Below are 22,177 nucleotides of genomic sequence, written 5' to 3'. Positions count from 1 at the left end.
GAACGCTATTTTCCGTAGCGGCGGTTCCGCAGCGTGTAGTCACGCAGCGCCCGCAGGAAGTCCACCCGCCGGAAGGCCGGCCAGTGCGCGTCGGTGAACCACATCTCCGAATAGGCGCTCTGCCACAACAGGAATCCGCTGAGCCGCTGCTCCCCCGACGTGCGAATGACGAGATCAGGGTCGGGCTGGCCCGAGGTGTAGAGGTTCTCGGAGATGCCGTCGACGGTCACCGCCTCGATGAGTTCCTCGGCCGTCGCGCCGTTGGCGAGCTCCTTGCTCAGCAGGGTTCGTACCGCATCGGCGATCTCCTGGCGGCCGCCGTAACCGACGGCGACGTTGACGTGGAACGAGCCGTCGCCGGTGTGCTCGGCCGTCGACTCGACGGCGTCACGCAGCCGCTTGGCGGGTTCCTCACCGAGCAATTCCAGGTCGCCGACGGTGCGCACAGTCCAGTGCTTGTCGGGCGCACAGATCTCTTCGACCACATCGGTGATGATCTCGATCAGCGGCGCCAGCTCCTGCGGATCACGCTGCAGGTTCTCGGTGGAGAGCAGGTAGATCGTCGCCATCTCGATACCGGCCTGCTGGCACCAGCGCAGCACTTCGGCGATCTTGGCGGCGCCCATGCGGTAGCCGTAGCTGACGTCGTCGTGACCTGCCTCACGCGCCCAGCGCCGATTTCCGTCGCACAGCACCGCAATATGGCGTGGCAGTTGCGCTTTCGAGTGCGCAAGCTCCTGGCGCAGCCGCAGCTCATAGAGCCGGTACGCCGGTTCCTTGAGGCGCGGAGGAATGATGTCCACGAGAAACCAGACTACTGTGGACTTCTGGGTATCCCATGGCTGTTAGTGGAGGAACGTTGACCGCTCCGAGCAATACAGATCCGGCTGCCACCGAACCGGCCGACGCACCGACACACCTGACCAAGCCCTACCGCGCTGCCGCAGTGCTGCGCCACTCGGATTCGCTGCCCGACGTGGTGGTGGAAAGCGTCGTCGAGTTCTTCGGCAAGCCGCGCGCCCGCGGCTGGATCCACGTGTACTCGGCGGTGGTCGCGTTCATTGCCGGTGCCGCACTGGTTTCGGTGTCGTGGGCCCTGCAGGGCACCCGCGCCGGCCTGGCGACGTTGCTGTACACCATCACCATCGTCGCGATGTTCACCGTCAGCGGCACCTATCACCGGGTGAACTGGAAGTCTCCGAACGCCCGGATGTGGATGAAGCGCCTCGACCACTCGATGATCTTCATCTTCATCGCCGGCAGCTACACACCGTTCGCGCTGCTCGCGGTCAAAACCGACGGCTGGCTGTTGTTCTGGATCGTGTGGGGCGGCGCGCTGGCCGGCGTCGCTCTCAAGATGCTGTGGCCCACGGCGCCGCGCTGGCTCGGCGTGCCGTTGTACATCCTGTTGGGCTGGGTCGCGGCCTGGTTCATCGGCCCGATTCTGGAGGGCGCGGGCGTCACGGCGGTCGTGCTGCTGATCGTCGGCGGCGCGCTGTACTCGATCGGCGGCGTGCTCTACGCGCTCAAGTGGCCCAACCCGTGGCCCCGCACCTTCGGGCACCACGAGTTCTTCCATGCCTGCACTGCGGTGGCGGCCATCTGCCACTACATCGCGATGTGGTTCGCGGTCTTTTCCGGCTGATTTGGTGCACGATTTTCTGCGGTAGGCGCGGAAAATCGTGCTCTGATCGCTACAGCTGGGTGACGTTCGCCGGGCCCCAGTACGCCTTCATGGACGTGATCTTGGCGTCGGCGTCGAAGTTCATGGTGCTGATGATGTCGATGCGCATGGCGCCGTTGACGGTCAGGCTCCAGTAGAACGCGGCCTCGTGGCCGCAGACCCGCAGCGTGTGCAGCTCGTGGGAGTTCTTCGTGCCCGCGATGTTCGAGTAGAAGCCGTGGATCGTCTGACGGCCGACGTGCACCTCACCGCCGACCGGGTCCTCGATGGCGGCATCGACGGCGTACAGCTCCGCGATCCCGTCGGCGTCGGCGACGTCGACGAGGTCCAGGTAGCGGTTGACGTTTTCGGTGATCTGCTCAGCGCTGGGCATGCGCCGCACGCTACACGGCCGCACCGAGGGCAGCGGCGAGGTCCCCCGCCGTCGTCACCGGAAGGTCACACACCTGCCCGCGGCAGACGTACGCGGCGTCCCGACCGTTCACGCGGCCACGCCCGTCGAGCAGCACCGACGACCCTTCCGCACCGCCGACGACGATGGCGCCGCCGGGCGCGAATCTGCGTGCCGCGCTGAGCAATTCCGAGTCCGGCCCGGCGGCCGCCACCGCGATCTGGATGGGGCCGCGAACGGCCGCTTCGGTGACCGCCAGCCAGTGGCCGCCGCCGCGTGGCGAGCGGGCGAGGATCGGGGTCGCCGCCGCCAATGTCGCGGCAGCCGCATTGATGTAGCGCTCAGGTTCGGCGGCGAGGTGCGCGAACGTCAGCAGTGCCTCGGCGACCAACGACGCGCCCGCCGGCGTCGCGCCGTCAACCGGGTCCGCGGGACGTACCAGCAAGGCCTCGGCATCGTCCGCGGTGTCGAACCACCGGCCACCGCGGTCGGGGTCGGTGAAGTGCGTCAGCGCGGTGTCGAGCAGACCGTGCGCGGCCGACAGCCAACTGTCGTCGCCCGTCACCTGGTGCAACGTCAACAGGCCGGTCGCCAGCGCCGCGTAGTCCTCCAGGATCCCGGCACTGTCGCCGACGACGCCGCCGAGGCTGGCCCGGCGCAGCCGGCCGTCGACCAGGTGCAGATCCAAGATCCGGCGGGCGCAACCCGTTGCCGCGTCGAGGAATTCGGGCTTGCCGAGTGCGACGGACGCCTCCGCGAGCGCCGTGATGGCGAAGCCGTTCCAGGCAGTGACGACCTTGTCGTCCCGGCCAGGCTGCGGCCGCAGTTCCCGGACGGCCATCAACTTCGCGCGGACCTGCTCGAAGCGCGCGGCATCGTCGGGGTCGGCCAGCAGCTGCAGCACCGAACTGCCGCGCTCGAACGTCCCGGCCGCGGTGACCTCGAAAAGCGAAGCCGCCCAGAGTCCGTCGTCGTCGCCCAGCACCTCGACGAGCTCCGCGGGCGTCCACACGTAGGTCAGGCCCTCATGCCCGGCGGTGTCGGCGTCCAGCGACGAGACGAACATGCCGCCGGCACCGAGGTCGTCGGTGATGAACCGTGCCGTCTCATCGGCCACCTTGCGCGCCAACGGGTTTCCGGTCAGCCGCGCCCAGTGCGCATACACCCGCAGCAGCAATGCGTTGTCGTACAACATCTTTTCGAAATGCGGCACCACCCAGGAGGCGTCGACGCTGTAGCGCGCGAAGCCGCCGGCCAACTGGTCGTAGATGCCGCCGCGCGCCATCGCGGTGGCGGTGCGTTCCACCGCGTCGAGCCCCGAGCCGGTGCGTTCACGGTGCCGCAGCAGCGCTTCCAGCAATGCCGACGGCGGGAACTTGGGCGCCCGCCCGAAGCCACCGCGAGCCTGGTCCTCGTCGCGCAGCACCGCGGCGACGGCGTGGTCGCACAGTTCGGGCGACGGCACGGGCCCACCTGAGGGCAGCCCGGACGACATCTTGCGCAGCTCCACGGCGATCTGGTCGGACGCCTGCTCGACCTCGGCCCGCCGGTTGTTCCAGGTGTCGGTCACCGCCGAAAGCAGCTGCAGGAAGCTGTCTTTCGGGTAGTAGGTGCCACAGAAGAACGGCCTACCGTCGGGGGTCAGGAAGCACGTCATGGGCCAGCCACCCTGGCCTGTCATCGCGACGGTGGCGTTCATGTAGATGGCGTCGAGGTCGGGACGTTCCTCCCGGTCGACCTTGATGCAGACGAAGTTGTCGTTCGCCACCGCAGCCACGTCGAGGGATTCGAACGACTCGTGCGCCATCACGTGGCACCAGTGGCAGGCCGCGTAGCCGATGGACAGCAGGATCGGCACGTCCCGGGCCGCGGCCTCGGCCAGCGCCTCCGGCGTCCACTGCTGCCAGTGCACCGGGTTGTCGGCGTGCTGGCGCAGGTAGGGGCTGGTGGCCGAGCCGAGGGTGTTAGCCATACCTGGAGTCTTACCCCGCTTCTGGCTTTGTGGTGCCGTCAGGCCCGGCGTCGCTCGCCGGCGCCTCGTGCGGCACGCCGCCGACGGTGCCGTCGTCGACCGCCTGATCCGGCTCGGGATGCGCGGGGTCGAAGGACTCGGGCAGCTTGCGCAGGTGCCGGTTCATCGACCAGACCAGGGCCACCACGGCGATCAGCAGGATCAGCGTGATCACCAGACCGGCTGGGCTGGCCTTGCCGAAGTCAGGACCCGTCTGGCGCGGGCCGTCGGCCAGCAGGACGGTGAGCGGTACAGAAATCACAGTGATACTCCCGTGAACAGATCGGTCTCGGGCAACGTCACCGGAACCCTGGATCGGGCCAATTCGTACTCCTCGGTCGGCCACAGCCGCTGCTGCCATTCGATGGGCGCACGGAAGAAATCGCCGTTCGGGTCGATCTGCGTGGCATGGGCCAGCAGCGCCTGGTCCCGCTGCTCGAAGTAGTCGGCGCACTCGATGCGGGTCGTCACCCGGTTGGCGAACGGATCATGCTCGGGGTCCCAGTGCTGCAGCCACTTCTCGAACGGCCCGACCTCCCCGTGCTTGGCGAACTCGTCCTGCAGCAACTGCATGCGCCGGCGCAGGAAACCGTGGCCGTAGTACAGCTTCGAGATGCTCCAGGGTTCGCCCTCGTCGGGGAACTGCACATGATCGGCGGCCGCTTCGTAGGCGGCCATCGACACCTGGTGTGTGCGGATGTGGTCGGGGTGCGGGTAGCCGCCGTTCTCGTCGTACGTGGTCATCACATGCGGCCGGAACTCGCGGATGACCCGCACCAGCCGGCGGACGGGCTCCTCGATCGGCACCACCGCAAAGCAGCCGTCGGGCAGCGGCGGCAGCGGGTCCCCCTCGGGCAGTCCCGAGTCGATGAACCCCAGCCAGTGGTGCTCGACGCCCAGGATCTCGGCGGCCTTGGCCATCTCGTCGCGGCGGACCTCGTGGATGCGACCGTGCACCTCGGGCAGGTCCATCGCCGGATTGAGGATGTCGCCGCGCTCGCCGCCGGTCAGGGTCACGACCATGACCCGGGCGCCGTTGGCCGCGTACTTGGCCATAGTGGCCGCACCCTTGCTCGACTCGTCGTCGGGGTGCGCGTGCACCGCCATCAACCGCAGTTCGCTCACGTGTGCCTTACCTACTGTCTCTACTCGGTGGGACAACTCGCTGCAGTCCAACCATGCCGCTGGGTCCTATAGTTCCAGTCCAAGCATTCCGAACCGACCGATGGGGCACCCAAAGCAGCCATGATCGAGCGTCCGACCGCCCGCTACGGGCAGCAGCGCATGTCCCGGCTGACCCGACGCCGCATCGCGATCGGCCTCACGCTCGTCATCGTCGTCGCTGGTGTGGCGCTTGCCTTCGTCGGTTTCCAGCGCCTGGGGACGTCCCCCGTCAAGGGTGAATTGAGCACCTACAAGCTGGTCGACAACGAGACGGTGGCGGTGACGATCTCCGTCACCCGCGAGGACCCGGCCACGCCGGCGGTGTGCATCGTGCGGGCGAGGGCGCTCGACGGCAGCGAAACCGGGCGGCGCGAGATCCTTGTCGCGCCGTCAGAAGCCAAGACCGTCCAGGTGACGGCGGTCGTGAAGTCCACAAAACCGCCGGTCGTCGGCGACGTCTACGGCTGCGGCACCGACGTGCCGTCGTACCTCGTCGCGCCCTGAATGCCGGCCGGGTGACCAACCATCCGGCGAACTCCGAACTGCGAAATCATGACCGTCCGGAGACGCCCGAGTGGTACGCTTGCTCAGTACACGGTTCCGACTGGGGCCGTGTATTGCTGCATTAGCGGGCACCTGCTGGCACCTTCAGGGGGGACCCAGAACCTAGCGACGCCCTCGCAATCGCAGCACCGCCGGCCCCAAGCAACGGGGCAACCCCGGACTCGACGCCCGGGCATACACGCACGCTTACAACGACAGGAGAGCAGCAGACATGACCGATACCCAGGTCACCTGGCTCACCGAAGAGGCATTTGAGCGCCTGAAGGCCGAACTCGATCAGCTGATCGCCAACCGCCCGGTCATCGCTGCCGAAATCAACGACCGCCGCGAAGAGGGCGACCTCCGCGAGAACGGTGGCTACCACGCGGCCCGCGAAGAGCAGGGCCAGCAGGAAGCCCGCATCCGTCAGCTCCAGGAACTGCTCAACAACGCCAAGGTCGGCGAGGCACCGAAGAAGTCCGGTGTGGCACTGCCCGGCTCGGTCGTCACCGTCTACTACGACGACGACAAGAACGACACCGAGACGTTCCTCATCGCCACCCGCCAGGAAGGCGTCACCGACGGCAAGCTCGAGGTGTACTCCCCCAACTCGCCGCTCGGCCACGCGCTGATCGACGCCAAGGTCGGCGAAGAGCGCAGCTACACGGTGCCCAGCGGCGCCACCGTCAAGGTCACGCTGGTCAAGGCCGAGCCCTATCACGCCTAGCCCTGCGACGGCCGGCGCTACCCCGCCGGCCACCAGCTGACATCCATGGCTCAGATCGCCGAAGACCTGTATCTGTTGCTCCTGGACAATTCGTCCGCACAGCCGGGTCTGGATCAACCACGTCGGCACCGGGTGTTGTCCGGTGCCGTCCTGCTGGACCTGGCGCTGGCGTGCCGTATTCGGCCCGCCGCGCCAGGTGACAACGCACCCGACGGCCACCTGGTCGCCCTCGCCGGCGACGACGCCGTCGACCCGGTGTCCAAGCCGGCACTGGAACTGCTTCGGCAGCGACCGCAGCGACCCGCCGCCGCGTTGTCCAAGCTGCGCAAAGGCACCGAGGACAGCATCATCGACCAGCTCGAGCGCGCCGGTCAGCTGCGTCGGCAACCGTTGGGCGGCAACAGGTTCCGGACGCAGTACGCCTTGCCGTTGACGGACCGGGCGCGCGTCGGGCAGGCGCGCGCGGAGCTGCTGTCGGCCCTGTTCGACCGCAGGCCGCCCGCACCGGCGACGGCGGCCATCGTGACGCTGTTGCATACCGTCGACGGTCTGGGTTCCCTGATGAGCCTCAACGACCGCGGCTGGCGGTGGGTGCATGCCCGCGCCGGCGACATCGCCAGCGGCCACTGGGTCAACGAATACGAGACCGGTGTCGCCGAGGTGAACCTCGCCGTCACGGCCGCCGCGGTACGGGCCGCGCTGGTTTAACCCAGCGCCTGCTCCAGGTCCCCGATCAGGTCGGCCACGTCCTCGATGCCGACCGACAGCCGGACGAGATCGCTCGGCACCTCCAGCTGCGAACCGGCGGTGGACGCGTGCGTCATGGCGCCCGGATGCTCGATCAGCGACTCGACCCCACCGAGCGACTCGGCGAGAATGAAAATCTCGGTGCGCGAGCACAATTCGCGTGCGGCCTGCTCGCCGCCGTGCAGCCGCACCGACACCATGCCGCCGAAGCCACTCATCTGTTTGGCTGCCACCTCGTAACCCGGATGACTCGACAGACCCGGGTACAGCACCGTCGCGACGGCCTTGTGGTCGTTGAGGAATTCAGCCACCCGCAAGGCGTTTTCGCAGTGCCGCTGCATCCGCAGCGGCAGCGTCTTGAGGCCGCGATAGGTGAGGTAGGCGTCGAACGGGCCCGGCACCGCACCGGCGCCGTTCTGCAGGAACGCGAATTTCGTGTCCAGCTCTTCGTCATTGGTCACCAGCGCGCCGCCGACGACGTCCGAGTGCCCGCCGATGTATTTGGTTGTCGAGTGCAGCACGATGTCCGCCCCGAGGGCCAGCGGCTGCTGCAGCGCCGGTGAGGCAAAGGTGTTGTCCACCAACACCTTCACGCCTGACGTCGCACCGATCTGGACGATGGCCGCGATGTCGGCGATGGACAGCAGCGGGTTGGTCGGGGTCTCCACCCAGATCAGCCGGGTCTTCGAGGTGATCGCCGCACGCACCTCGTCGAGGTTCGACAGCTGCGCCGGCGTGTGCGTGATGCCCCACTGCGTGAAGACCTTGTCGATCAGCCGGAAGGTGCCACCGTAGGCGTCGTCGGGGATGACGATGTGGTCGCCCGGACGCAGGACGGCACGTAGCGCACAGTCGGTGGCAGCCATGCCGGAGCTGAACGCGCGGCCGTAGTGCCCGCCCTCGACCGCCGCCAGCGATGCCTCCAGCGCCGCCCGGGTCGGGTTGCCGGTGCGGGCGTACTCGAATCCGCCGCGCAGCCCGCCCACGCCGTCCTGCGCGAACGTCGAGCTGGCGTAGATCGGGGTGTTGACGGCGCCGGTCTGTGGATCCGGCCGGAACCCGGCATGAATGGCCCGGGTGGACGGCCCGTAGGCGCGGTAGTGGTCTGCCTGGCTGCGCTGCTCACTCACACGCGCCAGCCTAGTCGCGCAGCTTGCGTCCTTGGGTGTCGGGAACGTTCCCCATCAGGATCATGATGCCGTCGATCAGCGGCCAGATGGCGCCGATGCCGCAGGTCACCAACGAGACGACGAGCTGCAGCACACCGATGGTCGTATAGCCGAGATAAAATCGCCCGACGCCGAAGCCGCCCAACAGGATCTGCAGCAGGCCGGCGGTCACCTTGGACTTGTCCGACAGCGGCAGCCCCGTCAGGGGATCACGGCCCCAGGGCGCCGACGGATCGGCCGCGTACTGCGGCACATAGCCGTAGCCCGGCGGCGGGTAGCCCGGCTGCTGCGGGTAACCGGGCGGCGGGTACCCGGGCTGCTGGAAACCAGGTTGCGGTGGGTAGCCCGGGTATTCATAGCCGCCGAACTGCGGCTCACCCGGTTGTTGCTGACCGGACCCGTCGGCGGGCTGATATGGATTTGTCATCGGTCGGGTCCTGTCTAGTAGGTGGTGCTGCCGCTGCTGCCCAGAATGAGCGCGATCAGCCCGAAGTAGAAGATTGCGATCAGCGCGAAGACCGCCAACCCGATATAGCCGACGATCAAGCCCGCGAGAGCCATGCCCTCACCCTCTTCGCCGCTCTGCTTGATCTGCGACTTGGCCAGGTGCCCGAAGATCACCCCGAGGATCGAGGTGCCGGCACACGTCACCAGGCCCAGCAGCGAGCAGACCAACGACGCGATGGCCAGCCCGTTGGTCTTCGGCACCGGCGCGTAGCCCATCGGCATCATCCCCGGCATGGGCGGCATACCCGGATACCCCTGCGCCGCAGGCGGATACGGCCCAACCTGGGGCGGGTAGCCCGGCCCCGGGAAACCGGTGACCGGCGGCGGGAACGGCTGGGGCGCCGGCGCAGGCGGGTACGGCTCCGTGCCGTAGGCCGGGAGCGGCGGCATACCGTAAGCCGGGGTCGAAGCCTCCGGCTCGCCCGCGCCCTGGTTCTGTTCCTGCTCAGTCATCGTCCACCCCGTCTGTCCCTGAGCGACCAGCGTAGCCGGGGCCTGCTCTCGCTTTACGCCGAACTCCCGGTGTAGAACTGCACCATGACAGCCTCGATCGACAATCTGCTCGGCACTGACGACCTGCTGAGCGCCGAGGACATCGAGTTGCGCACCATGGTGCGCCAGTTCGGCGAACAGCGGTTGCGTCCCTACATCGCCGAGTGGTTCGAGAACGGTTCGGTTCCGGTGCGCGAGATCGCCGCCGAGGTCGGCAAACTGGGCCTGCTCGGCATGCACCTCACCGGGTACGGCTGCAGCGGTTCGACGGCGACGGCCTACGGACTGGTGTGCCAGGAGCTGGAGGCCGTCGACAGCGGCATCCGTTCGCTGGTGTCGGTACAGGGTTCGCTGGCGATGTTCGCGATCCATCACTGGGGCAGCGAAGAGCAGCGCGAGCAGTGGCTGCCGGGCATGGCCGCGGGTGACCTGATCGGCTGTTTCGGTCTCACCGAGCCGGACTTCGGCTCCAACCCCGGCGGTATGCGCACCACCGCCCGCCGCGACGGCGACGACTGGGTGCTCAACGGCTCGAAGATGTGGATCACCAACGCATCCGTGGCCGACGTCGCGGTGGTGTGGGCCCGCGCCGAGGAAGGTGTGCTGGGGTTCGCGGTGCCCACGGACACACCGGGTTTCAGCGCCCGCGAGATGACGCACAAGATGTCGCTGCGGGCGTCGGTCACCTCTGAGTTCAGCCTCGACGACGTCCGGTTGCCCGAGTCCGCGCGGCTGCCCGGCGCACGCGGCCTGTCCGGTCCGCTGAGCTGTCTGTCGGAGGCGCGGTTCGGCATCGTGTTCGGCGCGGTGGGCGCGGCCCGCGACTGCCTGCAGGCGACGCTCGACTACGTCGGCACACGAACGGTTTTCGACAAGACGCTCGCGGAATACCAACTGACACAGGCCAAGATCGCGGACATGGCCGTCGAACTGGGCAAGGCGCAGCTGCTCGCGCTGCAGCTCGGCCGGCTCAAGGACGCCGGCAAGATCCAGCCCGAGCAGGTCAGCGTCGGCAAACTGAACAACGTGCGCGAAGCCATCAAGATCGCCCGGCAGTGCCGAACCCTGTTGGGCGCCAACGGCATCACCCTGGAGTACCCGGTGATCCGGCACGCCAACAACCTGGAGTCGGTGCTGACCTACGAGGGCACGTCCGAGGTGCACCAGCTGGTGATCGGGCAGGCGCTGACGGGGGTCAGTGCGTTCCGCTGACCGGAGTACGCGTGCGCGGCGGTGTCACGCAGACGGTCTCCATGACCATGTCGGCGAACGTCCGTCGCTTGGCATCCCACAGCGGCCACAGGTAGCCGACGATCGACAGGTCGGCCAGGTGCACCGCCTGCCGGAGCAGTGAGCGGCCGAAACCTATTGGTGCCCGCGAGGTTTGACCGATCACTTTGTAGTGCAGGGCAGTCTTGCCGAGGCTGGCGCCGGTGCGCCCCTGGCGGTAGCCGAAGTTCCAGACCAGGTAGCCGACCATGAGCGCCCAGGTAACGACCAGGCTGACGTAGCCGAGCGTCGAGTAGCCGTCGCCGCATTGGGCGCCGCCGTCGAAAGCGGAAGTATCGGTGTCGCACACCCGGTCACGGGTGAACCACACCAGTGCCGCACCGGCCGCGGTGAGCACCAGCAGGGGCAGCAGGTCGATGACGGTGGCAGCAGCTCGCCGCCACCACGCGGCGTACGCCATCATCGCGCCGACACGCAGACGGTCGACATGATCTTGTCGGCCAGGGTCTGCCGCTTGCCGTCCCATAGCGGGAACAGGTACCCGGCGAACACCGGGACGGCGTCCACGACGTGGGCCAGTTGCCGCACCACCGAGCGACCGAATCCGACGGGCTCCCCCGTCTTTTCGTCGATCACCTGGAAATGCAACACCCGCTTACCCAGGCTGGAGCCCGTCGTGCCCTGCAGATAGCCGTGATTCCACACCATGAACAACACGGCGACGACGACTCCGGCCAGCCAGATCAGCACGCCGGAGACAGAGTTCCCGGTGGCGCAGTACGAGCCGATGCTGTAGTCCGCTTGGTCGGCAAGGCATTTCGTCACGCGCTGGGAGCGCTCGACCAGACCGCCGACGATGATGACGAACAGCGGGGGAACCCGGTCGATCAGGCTGGCCACGACGCGGGCCCACCATGGTGTGTAGTTCAAGTCGTCCTGTCTCGTGTGGTGCTGCCGTCATGCCTGTTCGGGGGCCGCGACCCAGCGGCCCCGTCCCCCGAACAGATCACGACACGACGTTACGGCGTCAGCGGGGCGACCTGACCACCGCTGAGACGACGGTAGGTGTACACGATCATCAGCGAGGCGACCGGACCGGAGACCAGGATGCCGACGCCGCAGAGGAGCGCTCCGGCCGCGGCGATCAGGCCGGCCACCAGCCAGACCAGGATCACCTGTCCGACATTGGCTTTCACGATGTCGATGCTGGCCTTCAGCGAGTCGATCGGCGACAGGTTGCGGTCGACCAGGATCGGGTGCGCGAACATCGCGAACAGCGCGACGATCAGACCGGGGATCACGCACAACACGTAACCGATGCCGACGAGCACACCGACGATGAGCGTCAGGACGATCATCGGGCCGATGTAGCGCGGCTTGAAGAACGACCCGACAGTGGTCGGCTGTCCGTCGGCGATGCCCAGCAGGCCGACGTACTGCGCCGACGAGATGGCCGCCGCCACAACCAGCAGGACGAGGTAACCCAGCACCAGAATGGCGATGCTGGCCGGTCCCAGCGACGTGACGTCGTACGAGTAGCTGAAGCCGGCGTCGTCCGACGAGTAGCTCGAGACCGAGGTCTCAGCCAACCCCAGCGCACTGAACTCCACGATGCCGGCGATCACACCGACGATGAGGCCGTAGACCAACACCGACACGATCAGCGGCACCGGGTTCTTGGTGAACTTGTTCCACGCCCACGACAGCGCGTCGCCCACGCTGAACGGGGCGGCACCGCCCGGCGCGCCGTACTGGTAACCGGCCGGCGCGTAGCCGCCCGGAGGCGGTGGCGCGAAGCCACCCTGCGGCGGCGGAGGCGGCGGGTAGGCACCACCCGGCGGCGGGGGCGGGGGCGGAGCGTATCCACCTTGCCCCGGCGGGGCGTATCCACCTTGTCCCGGCGGCGGGTAGCCACCTTGCCCCGGCGGTGGCGGGTAGCCACCCGGAGGCGGCGGCGGGAATCCTGCGCCCGGAGGCGGCGGGTAGCCACCCTGCGGGGGCGGCGGGTAGCCACCGCCCTGCGGTGCCTGCGGAATGTACTCCGTCGGAGCGCCTCCCGGCGGCGGGGGGAATCCTCCCGGCGGTGGCTGCGGGATGTACTCCGTCGGCTTATTGGCGTCCGGCGGAGTGCCGTCCGTCGGTTGGTCCGTCATCTTTCGTCCCTCCGAGCGATGTGGATGTGGCGTTTCTGGTTACAACGTGAACTACACGTACAACGAAATGAACGGCGCTATCGGCACATTGCGAATAACAAACCAAATGCACAGTACCGTCAAAACAGCCGGAGCGGCCCAACCACGATGCTGCCAACTGGTGATTCGTCGTCCTACGACACGACCGTAGGTCCACGCGCCGTAGGACCAGGCGAGCAACATCAGAGCGATCAGACCGACCGCATTGAAGTGCACCGCAGCCGAAAAGTCGCCGTGCATCAGCGAATACAGCATTCGCATGCTGCCGCAGCCGGGGCAGTCGATGCCCAACAGCGCCTTGGTGGGGCAGACCGGGATGAGGCCGCCCGGCACCGTCGGGTTGCTCAGCCACACCGCGCAACACACGACGCCGGCGCCGGCCGCAACACCGAGCGGCCCAAGGAACGGACTAACCGCCTTGGGCCGCTTCAGGTGTTGCATCTTTCAGACCTGACTAGCCGGGGTACGACGTGGAGAACGAGAACGCGCCGAGCACGACGACGAAGATGATGTAGAGCACGGCCACGACGGCACCGGCGATGGCGCCCCACATGGCCCACTTCTTGGCGTCATCGGCGGCAGCCTGTGCCAGGTCGGGCCGACCCTGTGCCCACAACCCGCTGACCTGTGTCGCCTTCACGATCGACACGATGCCGAAGGGCAGGCAGCAGAAGATGGTGACGAGGATGCCCCACACCAGGTTGTTGTCCGGGGGGCCGCCGGCGCCCGGATATCCACCGGCCTGCGGGTAGCCGCCCGGCGGAGGCGGCGGGAAGTTCCCCGGCGGGGGCGGTGGGAAATTCCCGGGCGGCGGGGGCGGGTACTCGGTCATTGCGGCCTTTCCAAGGGTCAACCGGCGAGCAACGAACGTCTCGCCCTATCGGAGAAGATAAGTCAATCTGCCCTGCTGAGGCGGCTATTTAGCCGAGCCGCCCTGCGACAGGAAACCGAGCAGATCGTGCCGCGTCAGCACGCCGACGGGCTTGCCATCGTCGACGACCATCACGGCGTCGACCTCGCGCAGTTCCTTGGCCGCCGCGGACGCCAACTCGCCGGCGCCGATCAGCGGCAGCGGCGGGCTCATGTGCTGCGAGACCGCGTCGGCCAGTTTCGCCCGGCCTTCGAAAACCGCTGAGAGCAACTCGCGTTCGGACACACTGCCCGCCACCTCACCGGCCATCACCGGCGGCTCGGCCCCGACCACCGGCATCTGCGAGACGCCGTACTCGCGCAGGATGCCGATGGCGTCGCGCACCGTCTCCGACGGGTGGGTGTGCACCAGGTCCGGCAGCCCACCGGACTTGCCGCGCAGCACGTCGCCCACGGTGTGCTCCTCGGGCGTGCCGTCCAGCCGGGTCCGCAGGAAGCCGTACGACGACATCCACTCGTCGTTGAAAACCTTTGACAGATAGCCTCTTCCGCCATCGGGAAGCAGTACGACGACGACGGCGTCGGGCCCCTCGCGCTCGGCGACCTTGATCGCCGCGACGGCGGCCATGCCGCACGACCCACCGACCAGCAGGGCCTCTTCGCGCGCCAGGCGCCGCGTCATCTCGAACGAATCGGCGTCGGAGACGGCGATGATCTCGTCGGGGACGTTCGGGTCGTACGCCGACGGCCAGAAGTCCTCACCGACGCCCTCGACCAGGTACGGCCGGCCGGTGCCGCCGGAGTACACCGAGCCCTCGGGGTCGACGCCGACGACCTTCACCCGGCCGCCCGAGACCTCCTTGAGGTAGCGGCCGGTGCCGGTGATGGTGCCGCCGGTACCGACGCCCGCCACGAAATGCGTGATCTTCCCGTCGGTGTCGGCCCAGATCTCCGGGCCGGTGGTCTCGTAGTGGCTGGCCGGGCCGTTCGGGTTGGAGTACTGATCGGGCTTCCAGGCGCCGTCGATCTCGGTGACCAGTCGGTTGGAGACGCTGTAGTAGCTGTCCGGATGGTCGGGCGCCACGGCCGTGGGGCAGACGACGACGTCGGCGCCGTACGCGCGCAACACGTTCTGCTTGTCCTCACTGACCTTGTCGGGGCAGACGAAGATGCACTTGTAGCCCCGCTGCTGCGCGACGATGGCGAGTCCGACGCCGGTGTTGCCGGACGTGGGTTCGACGATGGTCCCGCCCGGCTTGAGCAGCCCGGCCTCTTCGGCGGCATCGATCATCTTGACCGCGATGCGGTCCTTGGCACTGCCGCCGGGGTTGAGGTATTCGATCTTGGCGGCCACCACCCCCGAACCCGCTGGAACAACCGAGTTCAGTTGGACCAGAGGCGTATTGCCGATGAGCTCACTGACGTGCCGAGCGATGCGCATGGGTACATGGTGTCAGGCCGCACCCTGGTTGCGCATACCGGATTACCAGGTTGCCTCGCGGATGTACTCGCCGATCTGCTTCAGCGAGCGGTCGGCCTCCTTGACCAGCGGGGCAGCGAGTTGGAACACGTGCATCTGGCCGGGCCAGACGTGCACCTCGACCGGCACGCCACTGGCGGCCAGCATGTGCGCGGCCTTACGGGCGTCGTTGAGCAGCACCTCGGAGCCGGACACGTGGATCAGGGTGCGCGGCAGGCCGGGCTCGATGTGGTCGAGCGGCTCGTAGATCTCCTCGGGCTTCCCGTCGACGAGGTGGCGCGACGCAGCGTGCTCGATGAGTTCGATCAGCGCGTCGAACGCATGCGGCGGGAACATTGCGTCGGACTTCATGTTCGGGTGCTGTGCCCGGCTCTCGTTGTCGATCTCGAACAGCGGCGACATGGTCGTCACCGCCGCCGGCAGCTCACCTTCCTCCTGAAGCTTCTCGGCCAGCGCCAGCGACAGATAACCGCCGGCGGAGTCCCCGGCCAGCACGATCTGATCCGGCTCATAGCCCTTCAGGCGCAGCCACCGGTAGGCGTCGTGGCAGTCCTCGAGGGCCTCGCCGATCGAGTGCTTCGGGATCATCCGGTAGTCGACGACCAGGACGGGGGCGTCGGCGTACTTCGACAGCGCGCCGACCACGCGGCCGTGGGTGTGCACGCCACAGGTCAGGAACGCTCCGCCGTGCATGTAGAGAATGACGCTGCGACGGCCGTCGGCCGGCAGCACGCCCTTGGCGCGGACCAGGTGCGCCGTACAGTTCGGCAAACCGATCGTGGCGCGAACAGTACCCGGCTCGGGCCTCATGACCCGGGCGACGAAATCCACCATTCCCCACGGCCAGGGGGCCTTCGGGACGTAGCTGCCGATGGTCAGAGTTGACTTGATGGCGAGTGTCGCGGCTACCGACATCAGGCGCCCGGCGAGGCTGGGACCGTCCTCGACGATCTCTACCGGTGCGCCGTCGCTGACCGGATAGCGGCGTGGTTTCCGCCCCTTAGCAGCACTTATAGCAACACTATGGGTTCTGACAACCCTGCTCGGTGCGGTCATCGCCACCACTCCTACGCCTTTGTAGTTCCGGTGCACTTCGTTATTTACGTCACTTATAGACAACCCGCGTAACTTAGCTTGCCACTGCTACATAGATCAACAATCAAAGTGGCCGAAATAATGCCGCAGTCGATATGACTACGTGACCGGGCCATCCGCGGTTCATCGACCTGCGAATCTCCGCAACCGACCTAGACTTGTCGCCGTGGGCATACGTGCACCGCGCCGGACGACCATCGCTCTGGCGACCGCAGCCACCATTGCTTCGACGGGCTCGTTCTACGTCGGAGCGCGAAATCTGTTGACCGGGCAGGCCGCCAAGGCGCGCCGGGTCATACCCAAGTCATGGGACGTCCCGCCGAGAGCCGACGGCGTCTACAGCCCCGGTGGCGGCCCCGTTGAAAAATGGCAACGCGGCGTCCCTTTCGACCTGCATTTGATGATCTTCGGTGACTCCACCGCCACCGGATACGGCTGCCACAACACCGACGAAGTGCCCGGCGTCCTGCTCGCCCGCGGGCTGGCACAGCAGTCCGGCAAGCGAATCCGGTTGTCCACCAAGGCCATCGTGGGCGCGACCTCGAAGGGACTGTCCGGCCAGATCGACGCCATGTTCGTGGCCGGCCCGCCACCGGACGCCGCGGTCATCATGATCGGGGCCAACGACATCACCGCGGTCAACGGGATATGGCAGTCGGCACGCCGCCTCGGCAATGCGGTGCAACGACTCAGCGCGAGCGGCGCGGTTGTGGTCGTCGGCACGTGTCCGGACTTCGGCGCCATCGCCGCCATCCCGCAACCACTGCGCTGGGTGACCCGCAATCGCGGCCTCCGGCTGGCCCGGGCCCAGGCCGGACAGGTGCGGGCGTTCGGCGGCGTGCCGGTACCGTTTTCAGACCTGCTTTCGCCCGATTTCCTCAAGGCGCCGGAGGTGCTCTTCTCCTCGGATATGTTCCACCCGTCGGCCGCCGGATACGCGCTGGCCGCTCAGCAGCTGCTCCCCGCATTGTGTGAAGCGTTGGGCGAGTGGACAACTGACTCGCCGCCGGCATCGGCGCTGGTTTCGCGGACCACCGACGAGACCAACGTGCTGGCGCGCCTGACGAACGTGTCGCGCCTCTGGCGGCGCACGACAGGCGTACCCGCGCCGATCGTCGCTCCTGTCACGGGATAAATTCGCCAGGAAGAATTTTTGGATCCTGAGGAGCCCGTCATGCCCGAAGCCGTCATCGTCTCCACCGCCCGCTCCCCCATCGGCCGCGCCGTCAAGGGCTCGTTGGCCACCATGCGGCCCGACGACCTCGCCGCCCAGATGGTGCGCGCCGCGCTGGACAAGGTGCCCGCGCTCGACCCGCGCGATGTCGCCGACCTGATGATCGGCTGCGGACAGCCCGGTGGCGAGGCCGCCTACAACATCGGCCGCGCCGTGGCCGTCGAACTCGGCTACGACTTCATGCCGGGCACCACCGTCAACCGCTACTGCTCGTCGTCGCTGCAGACCACCCGCATGGCGTTCCACGCCATCAAGGCCGGCGAGGGCGACGTGTTCATCTCGGCCGGTGTCGAGACCGTCTCCCGCTTCGGCGTCGGCGCCGCCGACGGCGCCCCGAACAGCAAGAACTCGCTGTTCGACGAGGCCCAGGCCCGCACCGTCAAGCAGGCCGAAGGCGCCACCGAGTGGCACGACCCGCGCGAGGACGGCGTCCTGCCCGACGTCTACATCGCGATGGGCCAGACCGCCGAGAACGTCGTCCTGCACACCGGCATCAGCCGTGAGGACCAGGACCACTGGGGCGTCCGTTCGCAGAACAAGGCCGAGGAAGCCATCAACGCCGGCTTCTTCGAGCGCGAGATCGTCCCGGTCACCCTGCCCGACGGCACCATCGTCTCTAAGGATGACGGCCCGCGTGCCGGCACCACCTACGAGAAGATCAGCCAGCTGCAGCCGGTGTTCCGCCCGAACGGCACCATCACCGCCGGTAACGCCTGCCCGTTGAACGACGGCGCCGCCGCCCTCGTGATCATGAGCGACGAGAAGGCCAAGGCCCTCGGCCTGACCCCGCTCGCGCGCATCGTCTCGACCGGTGTGTCGGGCCTGTCGCCGGAGATCATGGGTCTGGGCCCGATCGAGGCCGTCAAGCAGGCCCTCGGCCGCGCCAACATGGCCATCGGCGACGTCGACCTCTACGAGATCAACGAGGCCTTCGCCGTGCAGGTGCTGGGCTCGGCCCGTGCCCTGGGCATGGACGAGGACCGCCTGAACGTCTCCGGTGGCGCCATCGCCCTCGGCCACCCGTTCGGCATGACCGGCGCCCGCATCACCGCGACGCTGATCAACAACCTGCAGACCCACGACAAGCAGTTCGGCATCGAGACCATGTGTGTCGGTGGTGGCCAGGGTATGGCCATGATCATCGAGCGGCTTTCGTAAGTTCCTGACGCGGCGTCCCGCCGCCTCGCGTTGACCCTGTACTCAGGGCGCAAAAGTTCGAGTGACTTGCGCCCCAGGTACAGGGTCGACGTGGTTCTGGGGTGCGCTGGCGTTGACCCTGAGTCCTTGGCCTAATTCAGATCCCCGGCGCAGTCCGCGACGGCAGAAATGCCGCAGGATTTCGTCGATACAGCGCCCGCGCCCATGCACGATTGACCCATCCGACGATCTCGCCACGGCGATGTCCAGCGGCAACCCTCACCACCGTCCACCCGATGGCGGCGACGTATTCGCTGCGCGCTATGTCGTAGCCGATCTGGTCCGCATGCTGTTCTCCGTCGTACTCGACAGCGAGCATCAGGTCTTCCCAGCCCATGTCGAGGAAATATTTGGCACGACCATCGGGGCCGGGAACCGGAATCTGCGTCTGAGGCTTCGGAAAACCCTCCGCGATAAGCAATTGCCGAAGCCAGGATTCCTTCGGCGACTGCGCGCCAGAGTCATAGAGATCCAGAGCGCGCTCCAATTGGCGCAAGCCTCGTGCATGCCGATGCTGTCCGACCAGTGCCACGACGTCCTCGACGCTGAATTCGGTCGCGGCCCCGAGTGCGTCAAGTCGGGCAACTGCCTCACCAACGCGCCCCCGTCGCCCCAGATCAAATGCCGTGCGGTGGGGTGCAGTGACGAGCATGCCATCGATGCGGTGAATCTCGCCGTCGAGAAGGCAGTCGTCGCGGGCGATGACGCCTCGCGGCGGCCTGGTGTTGGCATAGATGAGCTCGATCGGAACGTCCTCAGGCACCCAGCGAGCGCCGTGCACCGCGGCGGCCGCGCTTCCGGCGATGATTGCCTCGCGACCTGACCACAACCACGCGGCCTTCGTTCGCTGGTAGAGCGACGGATCAATTCGCTTGTCCACGTAGATGTTCGGCAGTATCGCCCGGTGATAACGGCGCAGCTCGTAGCGCGTGAGTGACTGAGCCGCCACTGCCTCGCTGCCGATGAATGGGTCCGATTCTCTGCTCACGTCATCACGGTCCAGCGCAACGCCGACATCAGAAGTCCTGCATCGACCATCGCCGCCGTGATGTGTGGATCAACTGCGATCTGTGCACAACCTCGGGTTGATCCGGTATTTGCGGCGCATTCGTGCAAGGAGCCGAGGCCATCAGTACAGGGTCAACGCATCGGCGAGCGATCAGGACGCTGACCCTGAATCCATGGCGCATTTCTTCGAGTGGCGTGTGGCCTCAGTACAGGGTCAACCGCAGTCCGGTCCCGCCCCATACAATTTGCACCCGATGATCACCATCGGAACACCACTGTCGCCGAACGCGACCAAGGTCATGCTGCTCGGCTCGGGCGAACTCGGTCGCGAAGTGCTGATCGCGTTGCAGCGTCTGGGCGTCGAGACCATTGCCGTCGACCGCTACGAGAACGCACCCGGCCAGCAGGTGGCCCACCACGCGCGGACCATCTCGATGACCGACCCCGACCAGCTCAAGGCGCTCATCGAGGCCGAGAAGCCGGACCTCGTGGTGCCGGAGATCGAGGCCATCGCGACGCCGGCGCTGCAGGAGCTCGAGGAGGCCGGCGTCGTGCGGGTGATCCCGACCGCACGGGCCGCCCGCCTGACCATGGACCGCGAAGGCATCCGCCGGCTGGCCGCCGAGGAGCTCGGGGTGCCGACGAGCCCCTACAAGTTCTGCGACTCCCTCGAGGAGTTGCAAGCGGCGATTGATGACGGCATCGGCTACCCCTGCGTGGTCAAGCCCGTGATGAGCAGCTCGGGCAAGGGCCAGAGCAAGCTCGACGGTCCGGACGACGTCGCGAAGGCCTGGGAGTACGCCATGGGCGGGGCGCGCGTGACCAACACGCGGATCATCGTCGAGGGCTTCGTCGACTTCGATTACGAGATCACGCTGTTGACCGTCCGTGCCGTCGGGGCGAGCGAAGCGACGGGCGAAAACGCAGGCGCCGACGGCGCCGTCGTCACCCAGTTCTGCGAACCGATCGGCCACCGTCAGGTCTCTGGCGACTACGTCGAGAGCTGGCAGCCTCACCCGATGTCGGCCGCGGCCCTGGCGAACGCCCAGGAGATCGCGCACAAGGTCACCGAAAACCTCGGCGGGCAGGGCGTTTTCGGCGTCGAATTGTTCGTCAAGGGCGACCAGGTGTGGTTCAGCGAGGTGAGCCCCCGGCCGCACGACACCGGTATGACAACCATGATCACGCAGTGGCAGAACGAGTTTGAGCTACACGCCCGCGCGATCCTCGGCCTGCCGGTGGACACGTCGCTCAAGAGCCCCGGCGCCAGCGCGGTGATCTACGGCGGTGTCGAGGCCGAGGGCATCGTCTTCGACGGCGTCGATGAGGCCCTGCAGGTGCCGGGCACCGACATTCGACTGTTCGGCAAGCCGGAGAGCTTCCGCACCCGCAGGATGGGCGTGGCCCTGGCCCGGGCCGCAGACATCGAGACCGCGCGCCGCAATGCTGCCGAAGCTGCCGGCCGGGTCAAACCGCGCGCAGTCTGAGCACGACACGAAGAAGGGGCGCCCGCCGAAGCGGACGCCCCTTCTCTGTCAACGGAGCTAGTCGTTGTTGAAGTAACTCAGCAGTCGCAGGATTTCCACGTACAGCCAGACCAGGGTGACGGTCAGGCCGAGCGCGACGCCCCACGCCGCCTTCTCCGGCGCACCGGCGCGGATCATCTGGTCGGCAGCGTCGAAGTCGAGCAGGAAGCTGAACGCCGCGAGCGCGATGCAGACGAGCGAGAAGATGATCGCGAGGGTGCCACCGTTGCGCAGGCCCATGCCGGCTCCGCCGTTGAACAGGCCGATGACGAAGTTGCCGAGCATCAGTGCGAGGACGCCGAACATGCCGGCGACGATCATGCGGGTGAACTTCGGGGTGACGCGGATGGCGCCGGTCTTGTAGACGACGAGCATGCCGAAGAACACACCGAAGGTGCCGAGGACCGCCTGGCTGATCAGGGCGCCGGCACTGATGCCCTGCACCGCGAAGTTGGCCATGACGAACGAGAAGGCACCGAGGAACATGCCCTCGAGCACCGCGTAGGTGAGGACGATGCCGGGGTTGTCCTGCTTACGGCCGAACGTGGCGATGAGGACCATCACCAGACCGCCGATGGCGCCGATCATGGCGATGGGCCCGGCGAGCGCCAGGTTCGACATGATCGTGAAGTACGAAACGACCGCACTGACCGTCAGCACCGCCAGCGTGATGCCGGTTTTGGTGACGACGTCGTCGATGGTCAGCGGGCGCGAGAAGCCGGCCTGCTGCTGCGGGTACTGGGTGTATGGCTGGGCCATGGTCTGCTGGGCACCATAAGCGGCGGCGCCACTACCGAATTGCGCGTATCCGCCCTGCGACTTGGGCAGGGAACGAAATATCGGGTTGCTGCTCTCGCGCACCGTCGGGTTCCTCTCCTGAAGCTGTGGTCCGTCTGCTGACGAACACCCA

The 22,177-nt window shown here is 67.3% G+C and carries 25 protein-coding genes; 8 read left to right on the top strand and 17 right to left on the bottom strand.

Going from position 1 to position 22,177, the window contains the following annotated elements; translation table 11 throughout:
- Window positions 1–5: 5 nt before the first annotated feature.
- Complete coding sequence (locus tag QRN63_RS19495) at window positions 6–803, bottom strand: (2Z,6E)-farnesyl diphosphate synthase (RefSeq protein ID WP_226520837.1); 798 nt, start codon at window positions 801–803, stop codon at window positions 6–8.
- Window positions 804–919: 116 nt separating this feature from the next.
- Here QRN63_RS19495 and trhA point away from each other — a divergent pair, with 116 nt between their 5' ends.
- Entirely contained in the window at window positions 920–1,645 is a 726-nt protein-coding gene (trhA, locus tag QRN63_RS19490; RefSeq protein ID WP_410506023.1) for a PAQR family membrane homeostasis protein TrhA, read from the top strand.
- Window positions 1,646–1,694: 49 nt separating this feature from the next.
- Here the strand turns inward: trhA and QRN63_RS19485 are convergent, their stop codons facing one another.
- From QRN63_RS19485 to mca, 4 genes are read right to left on the bottom strand one after another with little or no spacing between them, the layout of a single operon-like run.
- On the bottom strand, window positions 1,695–2,057 hold the full coding sequence (locus QRN63_RS19485; protein ID WP_267315429.1) for a nuclear transport factor 2 family protein: 363 nt from the start codon (window positions 2,055–2,057) through the stop codon (window positions 1,695–1,697).
- A 10-nt stretch (window positions 2,058–2,067) separates the two neighbouring features.
- Window positions 2,068–4,047, bottom strand: a complete 1,980-nt coding sequence (locus QRN63_RS19480) for a thioredoxin domain-containing protein (protein WP_285032299.1) — start codon at window positions 4,045–4,047, stop codon at window positions 2,068–2,070.
- A gap of 10 nt (window positions 4,048–4,057) precedes the next feature.
- Complete coding sequence (locus tag QRN63_RS19475) at window positions 4,058–4,348, bottom strand: hypothetical protein (RefSeq protein ID WP_502888163.1); 291 nt, start codon at window positions 4,346–4,348, stop codon at window positions 4,058–4,060.
- Complete coding sequence (gene mca / locus QRN63_RS19470; RefSeq protein WP_267315431.1) at window positions 4,345–5,211, bottom strand: mycothiol conjugate amidase Mca; 867 nt, start codon at window positions 5,209–5,211, stop codon at window positions 4,345–4,347. The genes QRN63_RS19475 and mca overlap by 4 nt, the downstream gene beginning before the upstream one ends.
- 120 nt (window positions 5,212–5,331) lie before the next feature.
- Here mca and QRN63_RS19465 point away from each other — a divergent pair, with 120 nt between their 5' ends.
- The 3 genes from QRN63_RS19465 to QRN63_RS19455 all read left to right on the top strand — a co-directional run bounded on the left by QRN63_RS19465 (window position 5,332) and on the right by QRN63_RS19455 (window position 7,228).
- Window positions 5,332–5,754 carry a DUF4307 domain-containing protein gene (locus QRN63_RS19465; protein WP_285032298.1) on the top strand — a complete coding sequence of 141 codons (423 nt, stop codon included), beginning with the start codon at window positions 5,332–5,334 and terminating at the stop codon, window positions 5,752–5,754.
- A 271-nt stretch (window positions 5,755–6,025) separates the two neighbouring features.
- Complete coding sequence (gene greA / locus QRN63_RS19460) at window positions 6,026–6,520, top strand: transcription elongation factor GreA (RefSeq protein WP_267315433.1); 495 nt, start codon at window positions 6,026–6,028, stop codon at window positions 6,518–6,520.
- A gap of 45 nt (window positions 6,521–6,565) precedes the next feature.
- Window positions 6,566–7,228 carry a GOLPH3/VPS74 family protein gene (locus QRN63_RS19455; RefSeq protein WP_285032297.1) on the top strand — a complete coding sequence of 221 codons (663 nt, stop codon included), beginning with the start codon at window positions 6,566–6,568 and terminating at the stop codon, window positions 7,226–7,228.
- On the opposite strand, the gene QRN63_RS19450 is transcribed toward QRN63_RS19455, so the two are convergent.
- Genes QRN63_RS19450 through QRN63_RS19440 form a run of 3 tightly spaced genes read right to left on the bottom strand, consistent with a single transcriptional unit; the run spans window position 7,225 to window position 9,396 of the window.
- Window positions 7,225–8,397, bottom strand: coding sequence for a cystathionine gamma-synthase (locus tag QRN63_RS19450; protein WP_267315435.1), 1,173 nt, complete (start codon window positions 8,395–8,397; stop codon window positions 7,225–7,227). The genes QRN63_RS19455 and QRN63_RS19450 overlap by 4 nt on opposite strands.
- Window positions 8,398–8,407: 10 nt before the next feature.
- Window positions 8,408–8,863, bottom strand: a complete 456-nt coding sequence (locus tag QRN63_RS19445) for a TM2 domain-containing protein (RefSeq protein WP_410505994.1) — start codon at window positions 8,861–8,863, stop codon at window positions 8,408–8,410.
- Between the two features lie 14 nt (window positions 8,864–8,877).
- The gene (locus QRN63_RS19440) at window positions 8,878–9,396 is read right to left on the bottom strand and encodes a DUF4190 domain-containing protein (protein WP_285032296.1); all 519 of its coding nucleotides are present in this window, start codon (window positions 9,394–9,396) and stop codon (window positions 8,878–8,880) included.
- 84 nt (window positions 9,397–9,480) lie between these two features.
- Here QRN63_RS19440 and QRN63_RS19435 point away from each other — a divergent pair, with 84 nt between their 5' ends.
- Window positions 9,481–10,647 (top strand): acyl-CoA dehydrogenase family protein, encoded by a 1,167-nt coding sequence (locus QRN63_RS19435; protein ID WP_285032295.1) that lies wholly within the window; start codon window positions 9,481–9,483, stop codon window positions 10,645–10,647.
- On the opposite strand, the gene QRN63_RS19430 is transcribed toward QRN63_RS19435, so the two are convergent.
- The 7 genes from QRN63_RS19430 to QRN63_RS19400 form a co-directional block, all read right to left on the bottom strand.
- Complete coding sequence (locus QRN63_RS19430) at window positions 10,631–11,125, bottom strand: RDD family protein (RefSeq protein ID WP_285032294.1); 495 nt, start codon at window positions 11,123–11,125, stop codon at window positions 10,631–10,633. The genes QRN63_RS19435 and QRN63_RS19430 overlap by 17 nt on opposite strands.
- Window positions 11,125–11,595, bottom strand: coding sequence for an Rv1078 family RDD domain-containing protein (locus QRN63_RS19425; RefSeq protein ID WP_285032293.1), 471 nt, complete (start codon window positions 11,593–11,595; stop codon window positions 11,125–11,127). The genes QRN63_RS19430 and QRN63_RS19425 overlap by 1 nt, the downstream gene beginning before the upstream one ends.
- Window positions 11,596–11,684: 89 nt before the next feature.
- Window positions 11,685–12,818, bottom strand: a complete 1,134-nt coding sequence (locus tag QRN63_RS19420) for a YciC family protein (protein WP_285032292.1) — start codon at window positions 12,816–12,818, stop codon at window positions 11,685–11,687.
- 51 nt (window positions 12,819–12,869) lie between these two features.
- Window positions 12,870–13,298 carry a DUF2752 domain-containing protein gene (locus tag QRN63_RS19415; RefSeq protein ID WP_267315441.1) on the bottom strand — a complete coding sequence of 143 codons (429 nt, stop codon included), beginning with the start codon at window positions 13,296–13,298 and terminating at the stop codon, window positions 12,870–12,872.
- A 13-nt stretch (window positions 13,299–13,311) separates the two neighbouring features.
- Window positions 13,312–13,689: a CD225/dispanin family protein gene (locus tag QRN63_RS19410; protein ID WP_267315442.1), complete on the bottom strand. Its 378-nt coding sequence runs from the start codon at window positions 13,687–13,689 to the stop codon at window positions 13,312–13,314.
- An 84-nt stretch (window positions 13,690–13,773) separates the two neighbouring features.
- Window positions 13,774–15,168, bottom strand: a complete 1,395-nt coding sequence (locus tag QRN63_RS19405) for a cystathionine beta-synthase (protein ID WP_267315443.1) — start codon at window positions 15,166–15,168, stop codon at window positions 13,774–13,776.
- Between the two features lie 42 nt (window positions 15,169–15,210).
- The gene (locus tag QRN63_RS19400; protein WP_267315444.1) at window positions 15,211–16,263 is read right to left on the bottom strand and encodes an alpha/beta hydrolase; all 1,053 of its coding nucleotides are present in this window, start codon (window positions 16,261–16,263) and stop codon (window positions 15,211–15,213) included.
- Between the two features lie 205 nt (window positions 16,264–16,468).
- Here QRN63_RS19400 and QRN63_RS19395 point away from each other — a divergent pair, with 205 nt between their 5' ends.
- Window positions 16,469–17,437, top strand: a complete 969-nt coding sequence (locus QRN63_RS19395; RefSeq protein WP_267315445.1) for an SGNH/GDSL hydrolase family protein — start codon at window positions 16,469–16,471, stop codon at window positions 17,435–17,437.
- A gap of 39 nt (window positions 17,438–17,476) precedes the next feature.
- Window positions 17,477–18,694, top strand: a complete 1,218-nt coding sequence (locus tag QRN63_RS19390; RefSeq protein WP_138248154.1) for an acetyl-CoA C-acetyltransferase — start codon at window positions 17,477–17,479, stop codon at window positions 18,692–18,694.
- 136 nt (window positions 18,695–18,830) lie between these two features.
- Here QRN63_RS19390 and QRN63_RS19385 read toward each other — a convergent pair whose 3' ends face one another.
- Complete coding sequence (locus QRN63_RS19385) at window positions 18,831–19,721, bottom strand: endonuclease domain-containing protein (protein WP_267315446.1); 891 nt, start codon at window positions 19,719–19,721, stop codon at window positions 18,831–18,833.
- A 274-nt stretch (window positions 19,722–19,995) separates the two neighbouring features.
- On the opposite strand from QRN63_RS19385, the gene purT reads away from it, so the two are divergent.
- Window positions 19,996–21,228, top strand: a complete 1,233-nt coding sequence (purT, locus tag QRN63_RS19380; RefSeq protein ID WP_285032290.1) for a formate-dependent phosphoribosylglycinamide formyltransferase — start codon at window positions 19,996–19,998, stop codon at window positions 21,226–21,228.
- Window positions 21,229–21,285: 57 nt separating this feature from the next.
- Here purT and QRN63_RS19375 read toward each other — a convergent pair whose 3' ends face one another.
- Window positions 21,286–22,128, bottom strand: coding sequence for a Bax inhibitor-1/YccA family protein (locus QRN63_RS19375; protein WP_267315448.1), 843 nt, complete (start codon window positions 22,126–22,128; stop codon window positions 21,286–21,288).
- Window positions 22,129–22,177: the final 49 nt, after the last annotated feature.

Origin of the sequence: Mycolicibacterium sp. lyk4-40-TYG-92, assembly GCF_030209435.1 — a bacterium.
Taxonomy (GTDB): Bacteria; Actinomycetota; Actinomycetes; order Mycobacteriales; family Mycobacteriaceae; genus Mycobacterium.
This window is presented reverse-complemented; position numbering and strand designations above follow the sequence as displayed.